Origin of the sequence: Aeribacillus sp. FSL K6-1305, from assembly GCF_038050115.1 — a bacterium.
Classification (GTDB): Bacteria; Bacillota; Bacilli; order Bacillales; family Aeribacillaceae; genus Aeribacillus; species Aeribacillus composti.
In genome coordinates this window covers 815801-836017 of the sequence record NZ_JBBOQV010000001.1, presented here as the reverse complement: position 1 = coordinate 836017, position 20217 = coordinate 815801, and the positions used below count along the sequence as shown (strand labels likewise).

At 36.7% G+C, this 20217-nt stretch carries 23 protein-coding genes and 3 pseudogenes; 19 read left to right on the top strand and 7 right to left on the bottom strand.

The features are described from left to right. Positions 1–559: 559 nt before the first annotated feature. Positions 560–679, top strand: a pseudogene (locus NST97_RS19185) (transposase); the annotation flags it as partial. Here NST97_RS19185 and NST97_RS03895 read toward each other — a convergent pair. After that, positions 666–2303, bottom strand: coding sequence for an IS1182 family transposase (locus NST97_RS03895; protein ID WP_445684592.1), 1638 nt, complete (start codon positions 2301–2303; stop codon positions 666–668). The pseudogene NST97_RS19185 and the gene NST97_RS03895 overlap by 14 nt on opposite strands. A gap of 269 nt (positions 2304–2572) precedes the next feature. On the opposite strand from NST97_RS03895, the pseudogene NST97_RS03890 reads away from it, so the two are divergent. Both NST97_RS03890 and NST97_RS03885 read left to right on the top strand, forming a co-directional pair. Then, positions 2573–3626, top strand: a pseudogene (locus NST97_RS03890) (transposase); the annotation flags it as partial. A 180-nt stretch (positions 3627–3806) separates the two neighbouring features. After that, positions 3807–4364, top strand: coding sequence for a substrate-binding periplasmic protein (locus tag NST97_RS03885; protein WP_339211581.1), 558 nt, complete (start codon positions 3807–3809; stop codon positions 4362–4364). A 72-nt stretch (positions 4365–4436) separates the two neighbouring features. Here the strand turns inward: NST97_RS03885 and NST97_RS03880 are convergent, their stop codons facing one another. Further along, positions 4437–4658, bottom strand: coding sequence for a helix-turn-helix domain-containing protein (locus NST97_RS03880; protein WP_339211580.1), 222 nt, complete (start codon positions 4656–4658; stop codon positions 4437–4439). A gap of 347 nt (positions 4659–5005) precedes the next feature. On the opposite strand from NST97_RS03880, the gene NST97_RS03875 reads away from it, so the two are divergent. The 5 genes and pseudogenes from NST97_RS03875 to NST97_RS03855 all read left to right on the top strand — a co-directional run bounded on the left by NST97_RS03875 (position 5006) and on the right by NST97_RS03855 (position 7643). Then, entirely contained in the window at positions 5006–5248 is a 243-nt protein-coding gene (locus NST97_RS03875; RefSeq protein ID WP_339211578.1) for a hypothetical protein, read from the top strand. Positions 5249–5511: 263 nt separating this feature from the next. After that, a pseudogene (locus NST97_RS03870) lies at positions 5512–5592 on the top strand (YneF family protein); the annotation flags it as partial. Positions 5593–5913: 321 nt separating this feature from the next. Beyond that, complete coding sequence (locus NST97_RS03865; RefSeq protein ID WP_066251214.1) at positions 5914–6624, top strand: cytochrome c biogenesis CcdA family protein; 711 nt, start codon at positions 5914–5916, stop codon at positions 6622–6624. Positions 6625–6751: 127 nt separating this feature from the next. Further along, the gene (locus NST97_RS03860) at positions 6752–7108 is read left to right on the top strand and encodes a response regulator (protein ID WP_063387698.1); all 357 of its coding nucleotides are present in this window, start codon (positions 6752–6754) and stop codon (positions 7106–7108) included. 70 nt (positions 7109–7178) lie between these two features. Then, complete coding sequence (locus tag NST97_RS03855) at positions 7179–7643, top strand: CcdC family protein (protein ID WP_339196269.1); 465 nt, start codon at positions 7179–7181, stop codon at positions 7641–7643. A gap of 97 nt (positions 7644–7740) precedes the next feature. On the opposite strand, the gene NST97_RS03850 is transcribed toward NST97_RS03855, so the two are convergent. The 3 genes from NST97_RS03850 to NST97_RS03840 form a co-directional block, all read right to left on the bottom strand. Next, positions 7741–8166 (bottom strand): DUF2621 domain-containing protein, encoded by a 426-nt coding sequence (locus NST97_RS03850; protein WP_063387696.1) that lies wholly within the window; start codon positions 8164–8166, stop codon positions 7741–7743. Between the two features lie 66 nt (positions 8167–8232). Continuing rightward, positions 8233–8550 carry a hypothetical protein gene (locus tag NST97_RS03845; RefSeq protein WP_063387695.1) on the bottom strand — a complete coding sequence of 106 codons (318 nt, stop codon included), beginning with the start codon at positions 8548–8550 and terminating at the stop codon, positions 8233–8235. 524 nt (positions 8551–9074) lie between these two features. Further along, positions 9075–9215 (bottom strand): small acid-soluble spore protein P, encoded by a 141-nt coding sequence (locus NST97_RS03840; protein ID WP_063387694.1) that lies wholly within the window; start codon positions 9213–9215, stop codon positions 9075–9077. Between the two features lie 155 nt (positions 9216–9370). On the opposite strand from NST97_RS03840, the gene NST97_RS03835 reads away from it, so the two are divergent. The 8 genes from NST97_RS03835 (at position 9371) to NST97_RS03800 (ending at position 15227) form a co-directional block, all read left to right on the top strand. Then, positions 9371–9634: a hypothetical protein gene (locus NST97_RS03835; protein WP_341342946.1), complete on the top strand. Its 264-nt coding sequence runs from the start codon at positions 9371–9373 to the stop codon at positions 9632–9634. A 244-nt stretch (positions 9635–9878) separates the two neighbouring features. Further along, the gene (gene acnA, locus NST97_RS03830; RefSeq protein WP_066248551.1) at positions 9879–12605 is read left to right on the top strand and encodes an aconitate hydratase AcnA; all 2727 of its coding nucleotides are present in this window, start codon (positions 9879–9881) and stop codon (positions 12603–12605) included. 158 nt (positions 12606–12763) lie between these two features. Beyond that, the gene (locus tag NST97_RS03825) at positions 12764–13273 is read left to right on the top strand and encodes a redoxin domain-containing protein (RefSeq protein ID WP_130156985.1); all 510 of its coding nucleotides are present in this window, start codon (positions 12764–12766) and stop codon (positions 13271–13273) included. 203 nt (positions 13274–13476) lie between these two features. Then, positions 13477–13617, top strand: a complete 141-nt coding sequence (locus tag NST97_RS03820) for an FbpB family small basic protein (RefSeq protein ID WP_082829475.1) — start codon at positions 13477–13479, stop codon at positions 13615–13617. Positions 13618–13690: 73 nt separating this feature from the next. After that, positions 13691–13834 (top strand): acid-soluble spore protein N, encoded by a 144-nt coding sequence (locus NST97_RS03815; RefSeq protein ID WP_063387690.1) that lies wholly within the window; start codon positions 13691–13693, stop codon positions 13832–13834. A gap of 162 nt (positions 13835–13996) precedes the next feature. Then, positions 13997–14218, top strand: a complete 222-nt coding sequence (tlp, locus tag NST97_RS03810) for a small acid-soluble spore protein Tlp (protein WP_063387689.1) — start codon at positions 13997–13999, stop codon at positions 14216–14218. Between the two features lie 271 nt (positions 14219–14489). Further along, the gene (locus tag NST97_RS03805) at positions 14490–14915 is read left to right on the top strand and encodes an acyl-CoA thioesterase (RefSeq protein ID WP_063387688.1); all 426 of its coding nucleotides are present in this window, start codon (positions 14490–14492) and stop codon (positions 14913–14915) included. Positions 14916–14918: 3 nt separating this feature from the next. Then, complete coding sequence (locus NST97_RS03800; protein ID WP_144598039.1) at positions 14919–15227, top strand: hypothetical protein; 309 nt, start codon at positions 14919–14921, stop codon at positions 15225–15227. A gap of 186 nt (positions 15228–15413) precedes the next feature. Here NST97_RS03800 and NST97_RS03795 read toward each other — a convergent pair whose 3' ends face one another. Next, positions 15414–15704 (bottom strand): HesB/YadR/YfhF family protein, encoded by a 291-nt coding sequence (locus tag NST97_RS03795; protein ID WP_063387686.1) that lies wholly within the window; start codon positions 15702–15704, stop codon positions 15414–15416. Between the two features lie 72 nt (positions 15705–15776). Beyond that, entirely contained in the window at positions 15777–16931 is a 1155-nt protein-coding gene (locus NST97_RS03790; RefSeq protein WP_341342945.1) for a CapA family protein, read from the bottom strand. Positions 16932–17155: 224 nt separating this feature from the next. On the opposite strand from NST97_RS03790, the gene NST97_RS03785 reads away from it, so the two are divergent. The 3 genes from NST97_RS03785 to NST97_RS03775 all read left to right on the top strand — a co-directional run bounded on the left by NST97_RS03785 (position 17156) and on the right by NST97_RS03775 (position 20205). Beyond that, entirely contained in the window at positions 17156–18421 is a 1266-nt protein-coding gene (locus tag NST97_RS03785) for an ammonium transporter (RefSeq protein WP_066248561.1), read from the top strand. 66 nt (positions 18422–18487) lie between these two features. Further along, positions 18488–19465, top strand: a complete 978-nt coding sequence (locus tag NST97_RS03780; RefSeq protein ID WP_063387683.1) for a DUF294 nucleotidyltransferase-like domain-containing protein — start codon at positions 18488–18490, stop codon at positions 19463–19465. Then, entirely contained in the window at positions 19462–20205 is a 744-nt protein-coding gene (locus NST97_RS03775; RefSeq protein WP_094245866.1) for an exonuclease domain-containing protein, read from the top strand. The genes NST97_RS03780 and NST97_RS03775 overlap by 4 nt, the downstream gene beginning before the upstream one ends. Positions 20206–20217 lie beyond the last annotated feature (12 nt).

Here is a 20217-nt window from a genome sequence, read left to right as displayed (position 1 = left end):
ATAAAAGTTTATTCTTCCTCTTCTACCTCAACCAGCTCCGCAAGATCGTCCACTTTACACCCTACAATTTTCGCTAAAATAAAGGCTTTCTCCAAAGGCGGGAAACTTACTCCATTTTTTCAATTCCAAAGCTGTTTTTGTTGCACATTTACGTGTTTTCGTATGTAATCATTCCGCAATCCACTCTTTTCAATTAGTTCCCAAATATTGCTTTTCAGTTTGTATTTTTTCATCACTCATCACCATTTAAAATAATTCCACTCGTTTCATTTTTTTCTTCGTCCAAAATAAAAAATACAGTTATAAATAAAAAGAGTTAATGTAAAAAGATTATCCATTTCGTATTGTCCAAGTAAATGGACTAAAATTACGCTCATAAGGGACGGTAAGTTACCGTTCCTTTTTTGGTTCACATAGTAATGTTATAATTAGTGAGCATTTTGCACATTTTTCAACCCAAGAGCCATAAGGTTTTCTAAAGCATAAAAAAGGACTTCACCCCTTATTTGTAGAATTTTGAAGTGACCAAACCACAAAAATCCACAAGGAGGAAGTCACTTTGTATATTCTACAAGAAAGTCTATTTTCCTTTGAAGAATTGCAAATTTTAGAGTCAAAAGAGAAATTACCGATCTTTTTTAGTGCTCTAGATTTGCGTCCTTATGCTAAACAATTGAAAAGGGCTTGTCTAAAAAGTCCATAAAAACAGAGCGAATGGAGAAAACAATGAGTTTTTCCATTCGCTCTGTTTCCTTATTTTTGAAATTGGTTTGGGAATTTGCGGCCCATTTCAGTATGTTGTGGGCCATTGCCACAATCCCGAATTCTGTTCGGACTTTATGAAGCCCCCGTAACAGAAATCGAGTGAAACGCAAATTGCCCTTGATGTTACCGAACACACTTTCGACATCCACTTTACGCTTCGCATAAAGAGCTGCCTTTTGTTCGTCACCAAGAGCTGCTTTGGCTTTCGCTTTCATTTCTTCATAAATCGTGTTCCAATATACTCGACGATTTCCTTTGGCTTTCGTACACCCATTCTTCAACGGGCAATCCGTACAATCTTCACACTCGTACACTTTCAAATCTTGTATGTATCCAGATGCATTTTTTCTTTTTTGATAATACTTGAATACGACTTTCCGATTGTTCGGACAGATAAAGCAATCGTCTTCTTCGATGTATTTCCAGTTTTGTACTTTTGATAAATCCTTTTTAAACTTTTTACTTTGTTCCTTCAAATAGGTTTGGTATGGGGCTAATAATTCAAAACGAGGTTCTTTTTCTTCGCCAATCGCATATAAATAGTTTTCTTCACTCGCATATCCTGCATCGGCAATGACATACTTGAGTTTCTTTTCCTTCGGCATCGATTCCAATAACTTTTCCATAAATGGTTGGAAACAGCGAGTATCTCCTGGATTTTGATAAATTTCAAATCCCACGATAAATTGATGTTGTGTGGCGAGTTGAACATTATAACCCGCCTTGAGTTGGCCGTTTTTCATATGGTCCTCTTTCATTCGCATAAAAGTGGCCTCATGGTCGGTTTTCGAGTAGCTATTTCGTTCACCTAGAATCTGTTTTTGTACTTTGTATTTTCGTAATCGTGGAAGATAATCCGTTTGAATCGTTTTCAGTTGTTTGGTGAGTTGGGATTTTTTAGAGCGAAGTTCTTTTTTTCTTTCTTTGTCTTCTTCCTGTTTATAATCTTTTTCCAAAGCTTCTATTCTCTCAGAAAGTTGTGCCGATGATTTTTCTAATTCTTCTTCTAATTGTTCTTCTTTTAATTCCTCCAAGGCGATTTGGTGCGCTTCTTGTAGAAACGATTGAATTTTGGCTCGTAGTTTCTGATCATATTTTTCTACGGATTTTCGCCATACAAACGTATATTTGTTGGCATTCGCTTCTATTTTCGTACCATCCACAAAAATATGGTCGAGGTCGATAAGTCCTTGTTCTACTAGTTGAAGGACAAATTGTTCAAATACAGAATCCATCATGTTTGACATACGAACACTACGAAAATCATTTATTGTGCGATGGTCAGGGGTTTGCAATCCCGCCAACCACATCATCGGAAGATTTTCTTTCACCATTTGCGCTATTTTCCGACTTGAATAAACATTTTGAGTGTACGCATATAAAATCACTTTCAATAACATTTTAGGGTGATAGGGTGCACGACCCCCACCAACATAATGAGTATACAACACTTCATCCGGAATCGATTCCACCATTTCATCCACTAAACGGGCGACATGATTTTCAGGAATATACATTTCGATATCTAAAATGCTCATGACTTGACGATTGCAATAAGGTTGGAAAACTAGTTTTTTGCGTTTCTTATTCTTTTGAACCTCTATTTTTTGAATACCCTCTAGAGTCATTTCTAATTGCGTGTTATAATTTTCTTGAATAGTCATTTGATTATTCATAAGAAATCGTCCTTTCTGTAGAATGTTTTTTGGTCAATTTCATTCTATAAAAAAGGACGATTTTTTTGTACCCTAAAAACAGAAAAAAGGGCTGAGCCCAAGGTCGATTCAATCGACTTTTCGGACAGCCCCATTCCAAAGAAGGGATATTAAGGGCTCTTATCGCTGCCCCATTAGAAGGTATTGATACTTTTACTTCTCTTCACAATCGATTGAAAAATGACCTGCGTTTTCGTTACCAATGTGGTTTAGATATTAGCAGGCCTGCACCATCCATCTCTACTCTTAGCCGAGTATTTTCTTCACTAACCAAAACTGGACTCGTGAAAAGAATCTTTCAAGATCTCGTCCAGTTAGCTCAAGAGGAAGGAGTAATTGATGGAAAACATCAGGCTATCGACAGTGCCGCCATTGATGCTTACGAAAAGAAGCAGCCTAAGAAGCGAAGTGAACAAACAGGCAACGCCAATTGGGGGGCAAAGTTTGATTCCTTCGGTAATAAAATTACTTGGTTTGGCTATAAGATGCATCTTTCCGTTGACACCAAAAGTGAATTACCAATGGCGATTGAAGTAACCCCTGCTCATATCAACGATGGGGATGTCGCACCACAATTAATTGAACAAGTAAAGAGTTGTACAAACTCTAAAATTGATTTCCTGATAATGGATGGTGGGTACGACCAGCTTAAAAACTACGAATCCGCCAAGAACATTGGGGCTCAAGCTATTATTCCACTCAATTTGCGTAATGAAAATGACTCCCGAAGGAATTGCCTCCAATGGAACCCCACGCTGTTCTATGGGGTACGAAATGACTTATTGGGGAGCCAATAAGGACCAGCTCAAATTCAGATGTCCACACGCAACCGGAAAAGTGGATTGCCCATTAGGAATGGCAGCCTGTTCATCCTCCAACTATGGAATGGTAGTAAAAATTAACGTGAATAAGGATCTTCGCCGGTACTCTAATCCACACCGCGATTCCAAACGTTGGAAAGAACTTTACAATGAGCGAACCAGTGTAGAACGGTGCAATTCAAGAATGAAAAGTTATCTTACAGCGAACTCCCTGCATGTGTGGGGAATCGATAAAGTAAAAACTCATATTTACTTGAACGCCATCGTATTACTGGTTTCAGCTCTCGCAATGGCAAAAGAGAGTAAAAAGCAACAAACCGCTTAAAAAATTTTTAAAGCGAAAAATTCTGCAAGTACGCCCAAAAAAGGACAAACAGAATATTTGTAAACCAAAGATACAAAATACCCCAATTTATTTGGGTTTCTTTTAAAACTCTTTTTAATAAAAATCTAATTTTGCAAAATGCTCAATTAGTAGGAAAATTTCGTAAAGAGGTGATTAAGTTTGAAAAAAAATTTGCTTTTAACAATATTTTGTTTGGTATTTATAAGTATGATAGGTTGCAGTTCAGAAAAAACTGTTGAAGAAAATAAAACAAAGGAAGAGCAACAAGTGCAAAGTAAAATTGAAAACAAGGCAAAGTACGATATAGATAAAATTATTGTTCCCGTTCAGACAGAATGGACAAACGATTTAAAAGTATATCGAGACTTTAATATCGCAGTAATAAAAGAAATGGCTCAATCAAATAATATTCCAGTTGAACTAAGAGAATTTCCTACATTTGACGATGTGATTATTGCTTTAAAACGTGGAGATGTTGATGTTGTGCCTGGTATTGATAACCTCGTAGAAACAGATTTAACTAAGACGTATACATATTTTACGGGAGCTATATATCTCCCTAATGGAGAAGAGTTTGTACCGAAGAAAAGCTATGCAATGGCAGTAAGAAAAAAAGATACAGAACTTTTAAAATTTTTCAATGATACGATCTTAAAGTTTAAAGAAACAGGTAAATTAGAAAAAATCCAACAGGAATATCTAGGAGATCGAAATTAAAAAGAATTTCGTTCAAAAAGGTAACCGTTTATGAATATTAACATGGACAATAGCATTAATAATTAAGACCACTCATTTCGAGTGGTCTTTTTCATCATCAATATATTCAATAAGATCCTCAACTTTGCAATCCAAAGTTTTACATAACTTGTCTAAAGTATCAAACTTTATTCCATCAGTTTCCTCATTGTATAGCTTTGCAATTCCATTCCGATGCAACCCTGTCATTCTTGCCACATCAGCTATTTTCAGTTTTTTTTCTCCCATGATCCGTGATAAATGTACTTTTATCATAATTAATCCTCCTTGCTAGTGAAAATTATATATTAAATTGTTTATTTTGGCAATTATAGTGTTGACAATGCACATTACAGTGTGCAATATTTAATTAACACTACAATATGCAAAATGAACACTATATAGTACATTTTTTGATAAGGAGGGTAATGAATGATCATAGCAAGCAAAGATTGGTTACGATTAACAAAACAACAACGTTATTTATTGTTGGTCGGATTGGTTACAGTTCAGAAGAAATTAGGTATGGTAAAAAAGTAATGTTTCTTTAGTTATAACAGAAAGAAAAAATTTAAGTTCGGTAAAATAAAAAATTTAACATCTATTTGAGAGGAGAATGTAAAATGATTAAAGTTAATGAGAAATTAAAAAAATATTTGGCTCAAGGCACTTTATCGTTTGCTGTTTCAAAATTGATTAATGCTGGATCAGAAAACGAAGCAATTGCGGAAATCATAACAAAGCTTAATTCGTTTAATATTGAGATAGATGAAATATCAATTAAAACAAGCAATGGGGAAGTAGTAACTTTAAAAGTTCATGATGTTGATATGGATTGGGAAAGTATTGTTGAGGATGATGAATAGGTGGGCTGTACTAAACAAGTGCAACTTTTTATTTACTTGAAAAATTACAGTTAATGATGAATATGAGGTTGCAGGTTATACTTATAGAGTTGTGAATGTCAATTATACAAAAGCGGGATTGATTATTTTGACATGTGAGATAGGATAAACCACATTTTTTCTATTTCTCAAAATATTTGATAGACAAATAACAGAAAATATGGTATATTTTTCTTTACAGAAAAAGTGGTTTGAAAAATGCTTAAAACCCTGAAATATCAAGGTTTTTGATGCAAATGGGAATGAAACCGTCCCAGAAGAAAATCAATCAAATGATGAAAGCGATGCAAAATCAATTAAAATAATTTCGTTTCAGGCATTATTGAATGATTTTTCATTAAATTAGTTCATGATGACCAATCATATTTTTTGACATCATGTAATTTTTATCTATACTACTTAATATATGCGTTGTTTTATAACGGAATTGTGAAGTAAGAATTAGTCTTTCCTTTCTCAAGGTAAGATTAATTCTTTTTTCGTTGTAAGAAGTTGTAAAAATAGTCATTCATGGCGGGAGAAGGTTCATTGTAATAATGTGCGGAAAATGTCAAACGTTCTTTTAAACATTTATTCAATGATCTGTTAGAATGGATGGAGGTAAATCTTTTGGAAGGAGCAGCAAAATGTCGGAAATTAATGTGTTTTTAGCATTTGGAGCAGGTTTTTTATCGTTTATTTCTCCGTGCAGCTTGCCTTTATATCCTGCTTTTTTATCGTATATAACTGGGGTATCGGTTAATGAGTTAAAAACTGAAAACGCTATGCTGCAAAAAAGAAGCTTATTACATACTTTCTTTTTTTTAGTTGGTTTTTCTGCCATTTTTATCGCAATGGGGTTCGGCACATCCTTGATTGGAAACTTTTTCTTGAACTATCAAGATCTGATAAGACAAATAGGAGCGATCCTCATTATCTTTTTTGGACTCGTTATTCTCGGTGTTTTTCAACCTGATGTTTTAATGAAGGAAAGAAGGATTGAATTCAAAAATCGTCCAGCCGGATTTCTTGGATCTGTTCTGATTGGTATGGCGTTTGCAGCTGGATGGACTCCCTGTACGGGCCCAATTCTTATGGTAGTAATCGGTTTAGCGGCAACCAATCCTAGTTCTGGAGTTCTGTATATGACAGCATATGTGCTAGGCTTTGCAGTACCGTTCTTTATTTTATCATTCTTCATCGGGCGGATGAATTGGATCAAAAAACATAATGTGAAAATCATGAAAATTGGAGGCATATTCATGATTTTCATGGGAATTCTGCTGTTTTTTGATTGGATGACTAAAATTATTAATTGGATGAACAAAATTCTTATATTTTTACCAACCGGGTTTTAATTTTTAGTCATTTAAGAGAAAAACGAGATTTTTGACAATATTTTAAACCTCTCGGTACTTTTTTGTGACAGAAAGTAGTATAATATCAAAGGATTTAGTTTGCGAGGATAATTGAGGTGGAATTAATTTGAAAGCATTGATCGTTGACGATGCGAAATTTTTAAGGGAAACATTAAAGGACATTTTGAAAAAGCATAGTATTGAGGTTGTTGCAGAAGGGGAAAACGGCATCGAAGCGGTACAATTATACAAGCAATTACAACCAGATGTATTAATCACAGATATCACAATGCCGAAAATGAACGGCATTGAGGCTATTACAAAAATTAAACAGGAATTTCCGGATGCGAAAATCATTATATGTTCGGCAATGGGACAGCAAAAAATGGTTATCGAAGCGATAGAAGCAGGAGCACTCGATTTTATTACAAAGCCTTTTGATGAAGATCGTGTGATGGAAGCCATCAAAAGAGTTATGAATTAGCCTTTTCATTTTGCTTTTTTTTCTATAATATTATTAAAGAAAGAAGCTGAAAATAAAAGGATGGTTCTGCATGGTCATTTGGTCTTCTATTACGGCTGTATTAATGGGCATTTTCGTAATTATGATGAGAACAAAGGCTGCTAAAAAGCCGGCGACAGCGAAAAAAATTATTTTGCCTCCGATCTTTATGAGCACTGGAGCCCTTATGTATTTATTTCCGCAATTCCGCATAACGCCGATGGAAATTTTAGAGGCGTTGACAGTCGGGCTGATTTTTTCGATTTTTTTAATAAAAACCTCTACTTTTGAAGTTCGGGGAGAAGAAATCTATTTAAAAAGGTCAAAAGCTTTTGTTTACATTTTGATTGGTCTGTTAGTTGTACGAATTCTGCTAAAATCTTATTTAAGCGCGTCTATCGATGTTGGCGAATTAAGCGGTATGTTCTGGCTGCTGGCTTTTGGAATGATTGTGCCTTGGAGAATTGCGATGTTCATTTCGTATAAAAAACTGAAAAATCAACTGAACGGAACGTAAAAAATACATATAGCTGCCGGCTGTTTAAAGCAGGTTACCGTTTATTCCATATAAATAAGCCTTTCGGGACAAATCCCCGAAAGGCTTATGTTTTTGTTTAAAAGAGTGCTTCATATTTGGAATAGTCGATATTTTTTTCTTTTAGTCTTTTAATTAAAAATTTATGGTCCCGTTTTGGAGTTGCGATAATATAGCCTCGAATGACCAAATCTTGCGTAATAGATGGAGCTTTTTCTTCTAATGCCAGTTGACCGATTTTTGCTGCGATTTTTTGTCTGGCAACATCGCGGAAAAGCTCTGGAACCGGTGCAACCAATTCTTCTAACAACGCCTTTTGTTCCTCTGACCATAAATGCCGAGTCTGTTGAATATAATACTCTTCCCAATCAAGTTCAGATTTTCCGTCTTCTTTCGGCAGCCGTTTCAAAAATTTGCGAAACATGAAGAAGCCGCCAATCGATAACATAGTTATAAGAAACACAACCCATATGAGAATAAACCATAAAAACCAGCCTTCAAGCATGAAATCACCCCCATCGCCTTAACATTTCCATTAATTCGTGCACTTCGGCGAAGTTGATGAAAACCGTTAAGGATTAATCGACTCATATGCATCTATCAATTCTTTTACAGCACGTCTCACAGCTTCTAATTTCTTTTTATGACGGCCGACAGAAAAGCAGTCATTAATTTCCGCGAAAACTTGGTATTCAACTGCATCACGGTAAATACTAATTTTAATATCGCCTGATTTGGAAGGATAAATTAACATTTCATATAAACGCCCGTTCATGACAGCCTCCAGACTTAAAAATTTTATATTATCAATATCTGTCATTTGCTGAAAAAAAGCTTCCATTTTCACCTTACTATATTTTATGATAGATTCCACTTTCATTTCAATCATTTGTCATCAACTTTTTATTATTAATAAAAACATTGTTCTAAATGAAAAATAGATATAACTTTAAAATTCGTCGTTAAAGAAAAACCATAAACGAAGGATTTCCGCAAGACATAATATGTAGAAAAGACGTGTATAAAAATCGAAACGGCGGCAGTCCAGAAAGTCAAATTCTCATTGAAAACATAAACATCATTTCAACATTTCTATAAGATGAAAGGGGACGTCTATAAGCCGAAGAAAGACTTATGATATGCTTAAAAGCCATAGTATGACAAGAGTTGGACGTTGCATTGATAACGGCCCAATGGAATCTTTTTGTCGAACCTTATAATGTGAAAGAGGGATATGAAACGTTTGAAGCGTTACAACAGACCATTAAGGAATATTCAGTTTTATAATAACGAACGTTATCAAAAAAATTAAACGGCTTAAGCCCATTAGAATGTAGAGCTCAAGCCGCTTAAAGCATTTTTATTATTTCCGCTGTCTACTTGGGGACATTTCAATTAAACATCCCCATTTTTTTATAAATCATGCTCCGAGTTATGTTTTTGGCGGCTATGATTTCGATTTTTTATTTTTTTCGATCCAGATAACGGCTCTGGCTGTCCCTTCCGATTTTGAACGTTTTGTTTTTGATCATTTTGTACTTGATCTTTTGCCATATACATCGCTCCTTAATATTTAATAGTAAAGAATAGCATTGTTATCTTTCGTCGTTTAGTTTGAATAGTTTTGAAATCATTCATTCATTTTAGAATAAATTGATTTCATGAAAAAAACACTATAGAAGATAAAAAAAACGAAAGGAGTGCTATATTTGCCGTACCATAAAAATAAAAAACAAGCATTTGATGCAGTACAACAAGGAATGGTGGAAGTTCATAAAGCACATGTCAATCTAACGAAAAACAGTTCTGATTATGGACATCAGCTAAAGCATCTTCGCCAAGAAATTAATGAGGCGTATGAACAAATTCAAAATGCATTGGAAGTTGCATCGGAAACGCAGAGAAAGCATTTAGAACAGTACAAGAGCGATTTAGATCGAATTGTGCAGGAAGTGAATTTGGATGACATTTGAAAGCGGCGGAGGTTCCGTCGTTTTTCACTATTTTTTTCTCATGCCAACACTTCCATTTAACAAGAAAAAATTATACTGAATATATTAATTTTTTTAGTGAAATAAGCATTTCTTATAATAATTGATAACATCATTGATATTTACTTATCATAAAAAGTATATTAAGATTTAAATGTGTGATGTTTAAAGTGGGGAGATATTCGGCATTTTTGTCGAAATTACGTTTAAAGGGGGATAAAATGACATGTCACAGCAACAGTTAGAGAAAAATGACGTTTTCCGTGCAAGAAAAAGCTTTTCAATTAACGGAAAAACGTACAACTACTATTCATTAAAAGCGCTAGAAGATGCAGGAATTGGTCAAGTTTCCCGTTTGCCTTATTCAATCAAAGTTCTTTTGGAATCAGTCCTGCGCCAAGTGGATGGACGAGTTATTACAAAAGAACATGTTGAAAACCTTGCGAAATGGGGAACAGATGAAATTAAAAATTTGGATGTTCCATTTAAACCATCTCGTGTCATTTTGCAAGACTTCACCGGCGTTCCTGCTGTCGTTGATTTAGCTTCATTAAGAAAAGCGATGGCTGACATGGGCGGAGATCCACAAAAAATCAATCCGGAAAAGCCTGTTGATCTTGTTATCGACCATTCTGTTCAAGTGGATCGTGCCGGAACAGATGATGCGCTGCAATATAACATGAATCTTGAATTCGAACGAAATGCTGAAAGATATAAATTTTTAAATTGGGCTCAAAAAGCATTTGACAACTACCGTGCTGTTCCGCCAGCAACAGGTATTGTCCACCAAGTAAACTTGGAATATTTAGCAAGCGTTGTCCATGCGGTTGAAGGTGAAAATGGAGAATACGAAACATATCCTGATACGTTAGTTGGAACAGACTCCCATACAACCATGATTAACGGACTCGGTGTTTTAGGTTGGGGTGTCGGCGGAATCGAAGCTGAAGCTGGAATGCTTGGACAGCCTTCCTATTTCCCTGTACCTGAAGTCATCGGAGTAAGACTTGTTGGCGAGCTGCCTAACGGAACAACAGCAACAGATTTAGCCCTTAAAGTAACTCAAGTACTGCGTCAAAAAGGCGTGGTAGGAAAATTTGTGGAGTTTTTCGGCCCTGGTGTTGCAAAGCTTCCGCTTGCTGACCGTGCTACTATTGCGAATATGGCGCCTGAATACGGAGCAACATGCGGATTTTTCCCTGTTGATAATGAATCGCTTGAATATTTGCGTTTAACTGGTCGAGATGAAGAGCATGTAAAAGTAGTGGAAACATATTGTAAAGAAAACGGTTTATTCTTCACGCCTGAAGCAGAAGATCCTATTTTTACGGATGTAGTTGAAATCGATCTTTCTCAAATTGAAGCAAATCTTTCCGGTCCGAAGCGTCCTCAAGATTTAATTCCTCTTTCAAAAATGAAAGAAGAATTTCATAGAGCTCTTACAGCTCCGCAAGGAAACCAAGGATTTGGCTTGCAGCCGGACGAACTTAATAAGGAAGTAACGGTTGAATTTGCAAATGGCGAAAAAACAACAATGAAAACGGGTGCAGTCGTTATTGCGGCGATTACAAGCTGTACGAATACGTCAAACCCATATGTTTTAGTAGGCGCCGGTCTCGTTGCAAAAAAAGCTGTTGAAAAAGGATTGACTGTTCCAAAATATGTAAAAACATCATTGGCACCTGGTTCAAAAGTTGTAACCGGTTATCTTCAAAATTCTGGCTTAATGCCTTATCTTGAAAAATTAGGGTTTAACCTTGTCGGTTACGGATGTACAACTTGTATCGGGAACTCTGGACCGCTTGCAGATGAAATTGAAAAAGCGATCGCTGAAAATGATTTGCTCGTCACATCTGTTCTTTCCGGAAACCGGAACTTTGAAGGCCGTATTCATCCGCTCGTGAAAGGTAACTATTTAGCTTCACCGCCTCTAGTTGTTGCTTATGCATTAGCAGGGACTGTTGACATTGATTTACTGAATGATCCAATCGGAAAGGATCAAAACGGAAGCGATGTTTACTTTAAAGATATTTGGCCTTCAATGGAAGAAATTAATGAAGTTGTGAAACAAACTGTTACACCAGAATTATTCCGTAAAGAATATGAACGTGTATTTGATGATAACGAACGCTGGAATGCCATTGAAACAACAGATGAGCCATTATATCAATGGGACGAAGAGTCTACTTATATCCAAAATCCGCCATTCTTTGAAGGATTGTCTCCTGAGCCTGGTAAAGTAGAACCGTTGAAAGGGCTTCGCGTTGTTGGAAAATTCGGCGATTCTGTCACAACAGACCACATTTCTCCAGCAGGTGCGATTGGCAAAGATACTCCTGCAGGCCAATACTTGCTGTCTAAAGGTGTATCGCCAAGAGATTTCAACTCTTACGGTTCAAGACGCGGAAACCACGAAGTAATGATGAGAGGTACGTTTGCAAACATCCGCATTCGCAACCAAATTGCACCGGGAACTGAAGGCGGATATACAACGTACTGGCCGACAGGCGAAGTAATGTCTATTTATGACGCTTGCATGAAATATAAACAGGACGGAACAGGACTTGTTGTACTGGCAGGAAAAGATTACGGAATGGGAAGCTCTCGCGACTGGGCTGCTAAAGGAACGAACTTATTGGGAATCAAAACGGTTATCGCTGAAAGCTTCGAACGTATTCACCGTTCTAATCTTGTTCTTATGGGTGTTCTTCCGCTTCAGTTTAAAGAAGGCGAAAATGCGGAAACACTTGGTTTAACCGGTAAAGAAGTATTGGATGTTCACATTGATGAATCGGTAAAACCGCGCGATTACATCAAAGTAACGGCAACTGATGAGAACGGAAACAAAAAAGAGTTTGAAGTATTAGTTCGCTTTGACAGTGAAGTTGAAATTGATTACTACCGACATGGCGGAATTTTACAAATGGTATTAAGAGAAAGATTAAAAGGATAATAATTGAAAAAAAGCGGGAACTGTTCATAGTTCCCGTTATTTTTTGGCTAAAATTAGACAATTGATATGAAATACTGTTTTTTTTACAAAAATAATATATGATGAAGTTGGGCATCATTTCGAAATGCTATCGTATTGAATCAGAGGTGTTATGGTTTATGAAACAAAAGCTTGCTGTTTTTTTATTAATCGCATTAGCAGCGATTGCAGTATGGCAATGGATCAATTCCCAGAAGGAAACAGTCGGTTTAGAAATAGGAAACAAAGCTCCGAATTTTGAAGTGACGACTTTGGATGGAGAAAAGAAATCGCTTTCCGATTTTTATGGAAAAAAAGTACTTTTAAACTTTTGGGCCACTTGGTGTCCACCATGTAAAAAAGAAATGCCGATCATGCAAAAAATATATGAAAAGCATCAAGATGAAGTAACGATTGTCGCGGTTAACTTTACTGCCAGTGAGAAAAGTGCAAAAGATGTTGAAAATTTTGTTCAACAGGCTGGATTTACGTTTCCGATATTACTTGATCCAAAAAATAAAATGAACAGTGGATATAAAATTCTTACATATCCGACGTCATTTTTTCTTGATGAAAATGGAGTCATACAAGATAAAGTAGTGGGAGAATTAAATGAAAAAACGATAAAAGAAAAACTAAACCTGAAATAAAAAGACGCTGATTTCCTTTCGGGAATCAAAAAGAATCGGCTGACTTTGCCGATTTTTTCTTTTTACAAAAGAAGAGTTTTTTGAAACGTATGAAATTTTGCATTATTGGTTATATTGTCATTAAACATTCAAATTTTCAACGGGAAAGTGTCGGAATATTTTGTACAATAAAAGTAACAGAGAAAAGAAGTGAGGGATAAAAAATGAAAAAAACGAAAATTTCGTTTAAACAGCTTGTGTTGGAAAATAAGCAAAACTTGCTAAAAGACCGTGAAGCATTGAATGAAATTGAAGAAAGACTTGAAAAAAGGCTGGAAAAACGGCAATTGGAAAAATCGAGCTGATAGCAAACAGTCGTGTTTGACAGCATGTTTTCTGCTTTATTGGTAAACAATAAAAGCAGGAGGCGATTATTTGATGACAAATTCAAATGATATCCAGTCTCATTTTAATCCGAATCATATCGGAACAAAACCGAGAGGATTCGGTGGAAACAAAGGGAAAAAAATGCAAAATAAGACGAATGAGCATCCTCAAGTGATTCAGACAAAAGGCGAGTAGGACATATGTCCACCGCCTTTTAATTTACATAATATAATTATGGTTCCATCATTTTTCTCCTTTTCATTGAGGAAACAGGTTCGTTTCATAATTTAACATCAAATGCACAAACTATATTTGAAATGGCGATAAAACAATTTTTCCCAGAAAGGAGAATATTTGATGCAAAATCGAACAAATCGTGATGACCGTTCCGACAATGTTGAAAAATTGCAGGAAATGGTACAAAATACGATTGAAAACATCGAAAGAGCAGAAGAAACATTAGAGTTTGCCAACGACAGAGAGCGTGAACAGATTGAGGCAAAAAATCGCCGCAGAGAAGAAAGCATTGAGGCGATGCGACAAGAAATTAAAGATGAAGCCCGTGAACGAAACTCCTAGCTTTCAATTTAGGTTGATAATTCCATTTTAGTTTTCGATTGCAAATAGAAATGTTATAATAAAATTGTTCATTGAAAATTTTTGCCTTCTAAATTCATTTGATGAACGGCCAACAATGGGACAAACTTTGTTGGACCGGCTTGAATAAAAAACAGACTCCGAAAAAAATTTAAGTAAGAAAGTTGAAAAGGCCTAAAATAGAAAGCCTGTATCACAGACGCTGATGCAGGCTTTTTCGATCGATTTCATTTTTTGCAAGGGAGAGAAGCTTATGTTTGTTTCATCAAAAGAAATAGAAGTTCGTTATGCGGAAACCGATCAAATGGGTGTCGTGTACCATGCCAATTATATTATATGGATGGAAGTTGGACGGACGAAGCTGATCCAAGATCTTGGCTTTTCGTATGCAGCGATGGAGAAAGACGGAATAATTTCCCCAGTCGTGGATATTCAAATCGAATATAAAAAACCGATTACATACGGTGAAAAAGCAATAATACATACGTGGATTGAGAAATATAACGGAATTAAAACAGTATATGGATACGAAATTTTCAATTCTCATGGCGAATTGGCAGCAAAAGGTTTTTCCAGCCATGTTTGCGTAAAAAAAGAAACGTTTCGCCCAGTTGTATTTAAGAAATTATATCCTGAATGGCACGAAGCATATGTAAAAGCGATGAAAGAGGAGAGATAAAGATTGGCCTTTGGAATCAAGAAAGAGGAGCTTGCTGAGTGGAAGAAAAAAGTGCGGAAAGGGGAAATCGCCTTTTTAACGCATTATTGGTATGATGAACGGTTTCCGGATTATCATTCTGTAACAAAGGTTGGATGCAGCAATATAAAGCATTTAATAGAATGGGGAAATAAGAACGGTTTGAAAATGGAGTGGATCCATCATCATAAAGATTTTCCGCATTTTGACCTGCTGGGGGAAAAACAAGTAGAAATCCTGCAAAAATATCAGCTAACCGATCATTTAAGAAGATTTAAATTGCTGAAAAAATAAAAGATTTGACGGGCATTTTGTGGAAGTCAGATTTGAGTAAAAAATGATGAGATGAAACAAGAAACCCAATCGGCAAATTAAATTTGCGGTTGGGTTTCTTTACTGACTATAGCATGCTTCGTCTACTAGAACAGCTCTTTGACAAAGACTTGTTTTTCGACCTATAGCATGCTTTTAATCGATTTGCTAATTTATAAGACGAACAACAGGTTCATGAATTTTTTCATCCAATTGAATGGTCACGTCATGATTGTCGAAATACCATAAATCATCATGTTCAACATAAAATGTGACCCCTAGTTTTTCGGCTTTTATTCCGATTTGATTTGGAGCTTCTTTTGCAATTCCAAGGGAAAATCCGCTTTGCACATGGCCGCATCCGCCATATCGGACAAAGAAGCGGACTGCATCTCCCTCGTTTAACTCCAATTCTTCCTTGTACCATTTTGCTGCATCATCGGTAATATTTAGTTTCATTTTTGTCACTCCTAATATCAGCTTCCTGTTTACATTATATTACATGAAAAGCTTTCTTTCCATGAATAAACTCTACTGGATAGAGTTCGTCACTTCTTTCGTTTCCAACCATTGATGCATATGCTTCATCACTTTTTCATAGGCGTTTTTGTCGATGCGGTCCAGCAATTCAACATAGTAATGATGATTTTTATTTTTGGTAACGTAGGTAGGGAGTAAACGCGGATTTTTCAAAGTCAGTGTCGTACCGTTAGCATCAGTCCGCTTAATTACATCAATCGAAAAAATCCCTCCGATGTCTTTTCCATCTCCCTTTTGGCCAGACAAGAAGTTGCCTAACGAATACACAACGATACTCTTGTTTCCATTTTTTCCTTCCAGCCATTCGATCGGCTGCAATACATGAGGATGGTGACCGATGATAATTTCTGCACCATGATCGACTAGCAGCTGCGCCCACTGTTTTTGAGCGTCGCTTGGAAAGGATTGATATTCTTCTCCCCAGTGCATGTTAACAATAGTTACATCAACTTGTCCATTTAGTGTGTCTAAATCCCTTTTCATTTTTTCTTCATCAATAAGGTTTACTAAATAGGGTTTATTTTTCGGAACTGGAATACCGTTTGTCCCATATGTATACGAAAGAAAGCCGATTTTCACCCCGTTGACCTGTTGAATTCTCCATGTATTGGCGTCCGCTTCGTTTTTAAAGCTCCCTACATACGGTAGCCCGATTTGTTCATAATGCTGAATCGCATTTAAAATACCTTTTTCTCCTTTATCTAAACTATGATTGTTTGCCGTTGAGACGATATCAATGCCAGCATCTTTTAGCGCATCTGCCACTTCGAATGGGCTATTAAACAACGGATAACTGGAGATTCCAAGTTCTGTTCCCCCAATGATCGATTCTTGGTTGGCGATGGCTAAGTCGCTTTTCGAGAGCAAAGGTTTTACTGTTGCAAACATTGGCTTAAAATTGTATGATTCGCTCCCGGTCCTCGCATCTTTAAAAAGCTGGCTATGTATGAGAACATCACCTATTGCAGAAACAGTGACGAGCGATTCGGTCGGCTCCACTTTTTTGGGAGCAGCTTGTATAGATTGTGGCGAATCATCCACATTTTCTTTTTTGACCGTGTTTTGCTCATTTGCCTGACCTTTGCTGCCGCATCCTGAAAAAAGCATCAAACAAATAATTGCGAATATTAAGAAAACCTTTCTCATAAAACCCTCCTTAAATACTGTTTTTATTATCATAAACGTTTTGTCGGAAAAAATAAACTATTGTCTAATTTTGTTTTTATGTTAGATTTTCTAACATACTTTTTCGAAAAATTATGGAAAATGAATTGACATTAAAATAAAACAGGTGTAAAAATAGAGATATACTTCTTATGTTATTTTTTATAACATGATTAAGAAGAAATAATTACATGGGAGGTTGTGCTATGGACTCATTAACGTTAATGAACAGTTTATGGGTGATGCTGGGAGCTATTTTGGTCATCTTTATGCAAGCAGGATTTATATTGCTCGAAGCGGGTTCTACACGAATGAAAAATGCCGGACATATTGCCGGAAAAACTGTTTTTACATTCGGAATTGCCTCCATTGTTTTCTGGGCAGTCGGCTATGGATTTATTTTTGGGAAGAACGGCAACTTTTTTGTAGGAATGTCTGACTTTTTTTATTCAGGATATGAAATAGATGGATTATCTCTTTCAACATCCGTCTTTTTTGTATTCCAGTTAGCCTTTGCCGGAGTTTCTCTAGCCATTGCTTTTGCTGGATTTGCGGAACGGGCGAAACTTTCAGTTTATTTAATTTTTTCTGTATTGTTTACCGCACTTGTTTATCCAGTTGTTGCTCATTGGATTTGGGGCGGAGGATGGCTGTCAGAACATGGAAAACAAGATTTTGCAGGTTCTACCGTTGTTCATTTGACAGGTGCAATGGCAGCTTTGGCTGCAACGATCTTGTTGAAGCCTCGGATCGGTAAATATAACAAGGATGGTTCTGTTAATAATATTTATGGACATAACCAAGTTTATACAGCTCTAGGCGTACTTATTTTATGGGTTGGCTGGTTCGGTTTCAATGCAGGAAGCACGATTACAGTTGAGGATGGATTTTTTGGATTTGTTGCTTTGAACACGAATTTAGCTGCCGGAGCAGGAGCCGTAAGCGCCTTGATCATTTCATGGATCGCTGGCGGAAAAGCTGATATACCGACAATGTTAAACGGAGCGCTTGCAGGATTGGTCGCCATTACCGCATCTTGTGCATTTGTCGACACATGGGCTGCTGTCGTAATCGGACTAATAGCTGGAATTCTTGTATATTTTAGTATGAAGTTTTTTGATAAAGTTAAAATTGATGATCCGATTTATTGTTTGTCTGTTCACGGAGTAGCTGGTGTTTGGGGCACTTTATCAACTGGATTTTTTGCAACCCCTGAATTAGCAACTATTGGTAACCCTGGATTGTTTTACGGCGGAGGCTTTACGCAGCTCGGCATTCAAGCGTTGGGAGTGTTTACTTCAGGTTTATACGCCTTTGTTGTTTCATTCGTCATCTTAGCTGTGATGAAAAAATTGCTCAATGGCTTGCGGGTGACAGAAGAAGAAGAAATGATCGGTTTGGACTTAAGCGAGCACGGAGTTTATGGGTATCCGGAAGCATTTGAATCTAATGAACAAAAGCTTGGAAGCTAACCGCAAGAGCGTATGGATGATGTATCATCTGTACGCTTATTTATAAAAAAGGGGATTTTTACACACATGGGGAATCCTTACAAACAATTGAAGGAATGGCGCAACAGCCATTTGCAAAAAGCGAAAACAGTGACGGAATTAAACAGTATACACGATCAGGTTATGAAACAATCCTTCCATCTTTCTTTCGAGATTGTAAAAAAGAAATACGGCCCTGCGCCTTGTGAATTTACTTGGTTTTTAGTCGGAAGCGGCGGAAGAGGCGAGCAGGCGAAAATAAGCGATCAAGACCACGGACTCATTTTTCATTCCAATGAGAAAGAAGCTCTCGACTACTTTTTGCTGCTTGGAAAAGAAGTTTCATTCGGCTTGAACGTCATCGGTTATCCTTACTGCGAAGGAAATGTCATGTGTTCAACTTCTTTATGGTGCCGATCGGAACAAAGCTGGAGCAAGCAGATCAATAAATGGCTCCAGGATGAAACATTTGATTCTATCCGCTATTTATTAATCTTTTTTGATGCGCGTATGATCATCGGACAATCCGAATCGATTCATCGACTGAAAAACCAGATTTTCCAATATATTCAATATAATCCTGATTTTCTCGGTCGATTGTTAAACAACACAATGCATGTCAAAAAAGGGGTGGGTATTTTTCATCAGCTGCTTCCTGAAACATACGGCCCTCATTCAGGCGCTATTGATTTAAAACAGGCCGGGTTATTGCCTTACATTAATTCTGTCCGCTTATTGGCGATCAAAGAACGATTGTTGGATACGTCTACGCTGTCGAGGTTTCAGCTTCTGATGAAGCAGGAGTATTTTCGTCATGTATTATCTCCATATCACACATATTTTCAAGAATTAGTAACGATTCATTTTAAAAATTCATTAAAAGCGAACACATATGATGAAGTTCATTACCTCTCTTTAAAGGATTTATCAAAAGAAGAAAAAGGAAGGCTAAAAAAAATCATTTTAGGCGGAAAAAAATTGATGAATGAAACGAAATCCATCATTGAAAAGGGCGTTAATCCATGAAACTTCCATCTTTTTTTCACTTGATGAAGCAATTTCAGGGGAAAATGCAATCTTCAGCATTTACAGGTCTTGAAACGAATCTTCAGCATGCAGCGTTTTTGCGGAAAATGGAACAAGACTTAAAGCGGGAGGAAAGCTTGTCAACTCCTCTTCAGGAGCTGGACGTTGTTGTGCTTGATTTGGAAACAACAGGTTTTTTTCCGGAAAAAGGGGATCAAATTCTTTCGATTGGAGCAGTTAAAGTTCACGGCATGCAGATTGAAGAAAAGCATACATTTTACTCTTTTGTTCAGTATGAAGGGGAAATTCCCGTTGATGTAAAAAAATTGACAGGAATTGTTGAAGAAGACGTAAGAGCTGCTCCCCCTATATCGGAAGTATTGATTCGTTTCTATCAATTTGCAGAAAATCGGACGCTTGTCGCCCATCATGCCAATCATGAAAAAAATTTTCTTACAGAAGCTAATAAGGAGCATTTCCGCATTCCATTTAAACATCGGATTGTGGATACAGCCATGCTGTTCCAGCTCGTTCAGCGAGAACAAATTGCCGTAAGTTTAGATGAATGCTGCCGGTTTTTTTCCATCCCGGTCCAAAAGCGTCATCACGCCTTAGAAGATGCAAAAATGACAGCCGCGATCTGGTGTGAATATGTAAAAATGTTTGTTGAATCAGGCTATAAAACGTTGATGGATGTGTTTATCAAACTATCGCAATTAAAACAAGGAGCGAGAAGATGAGTTCCCGCTCCT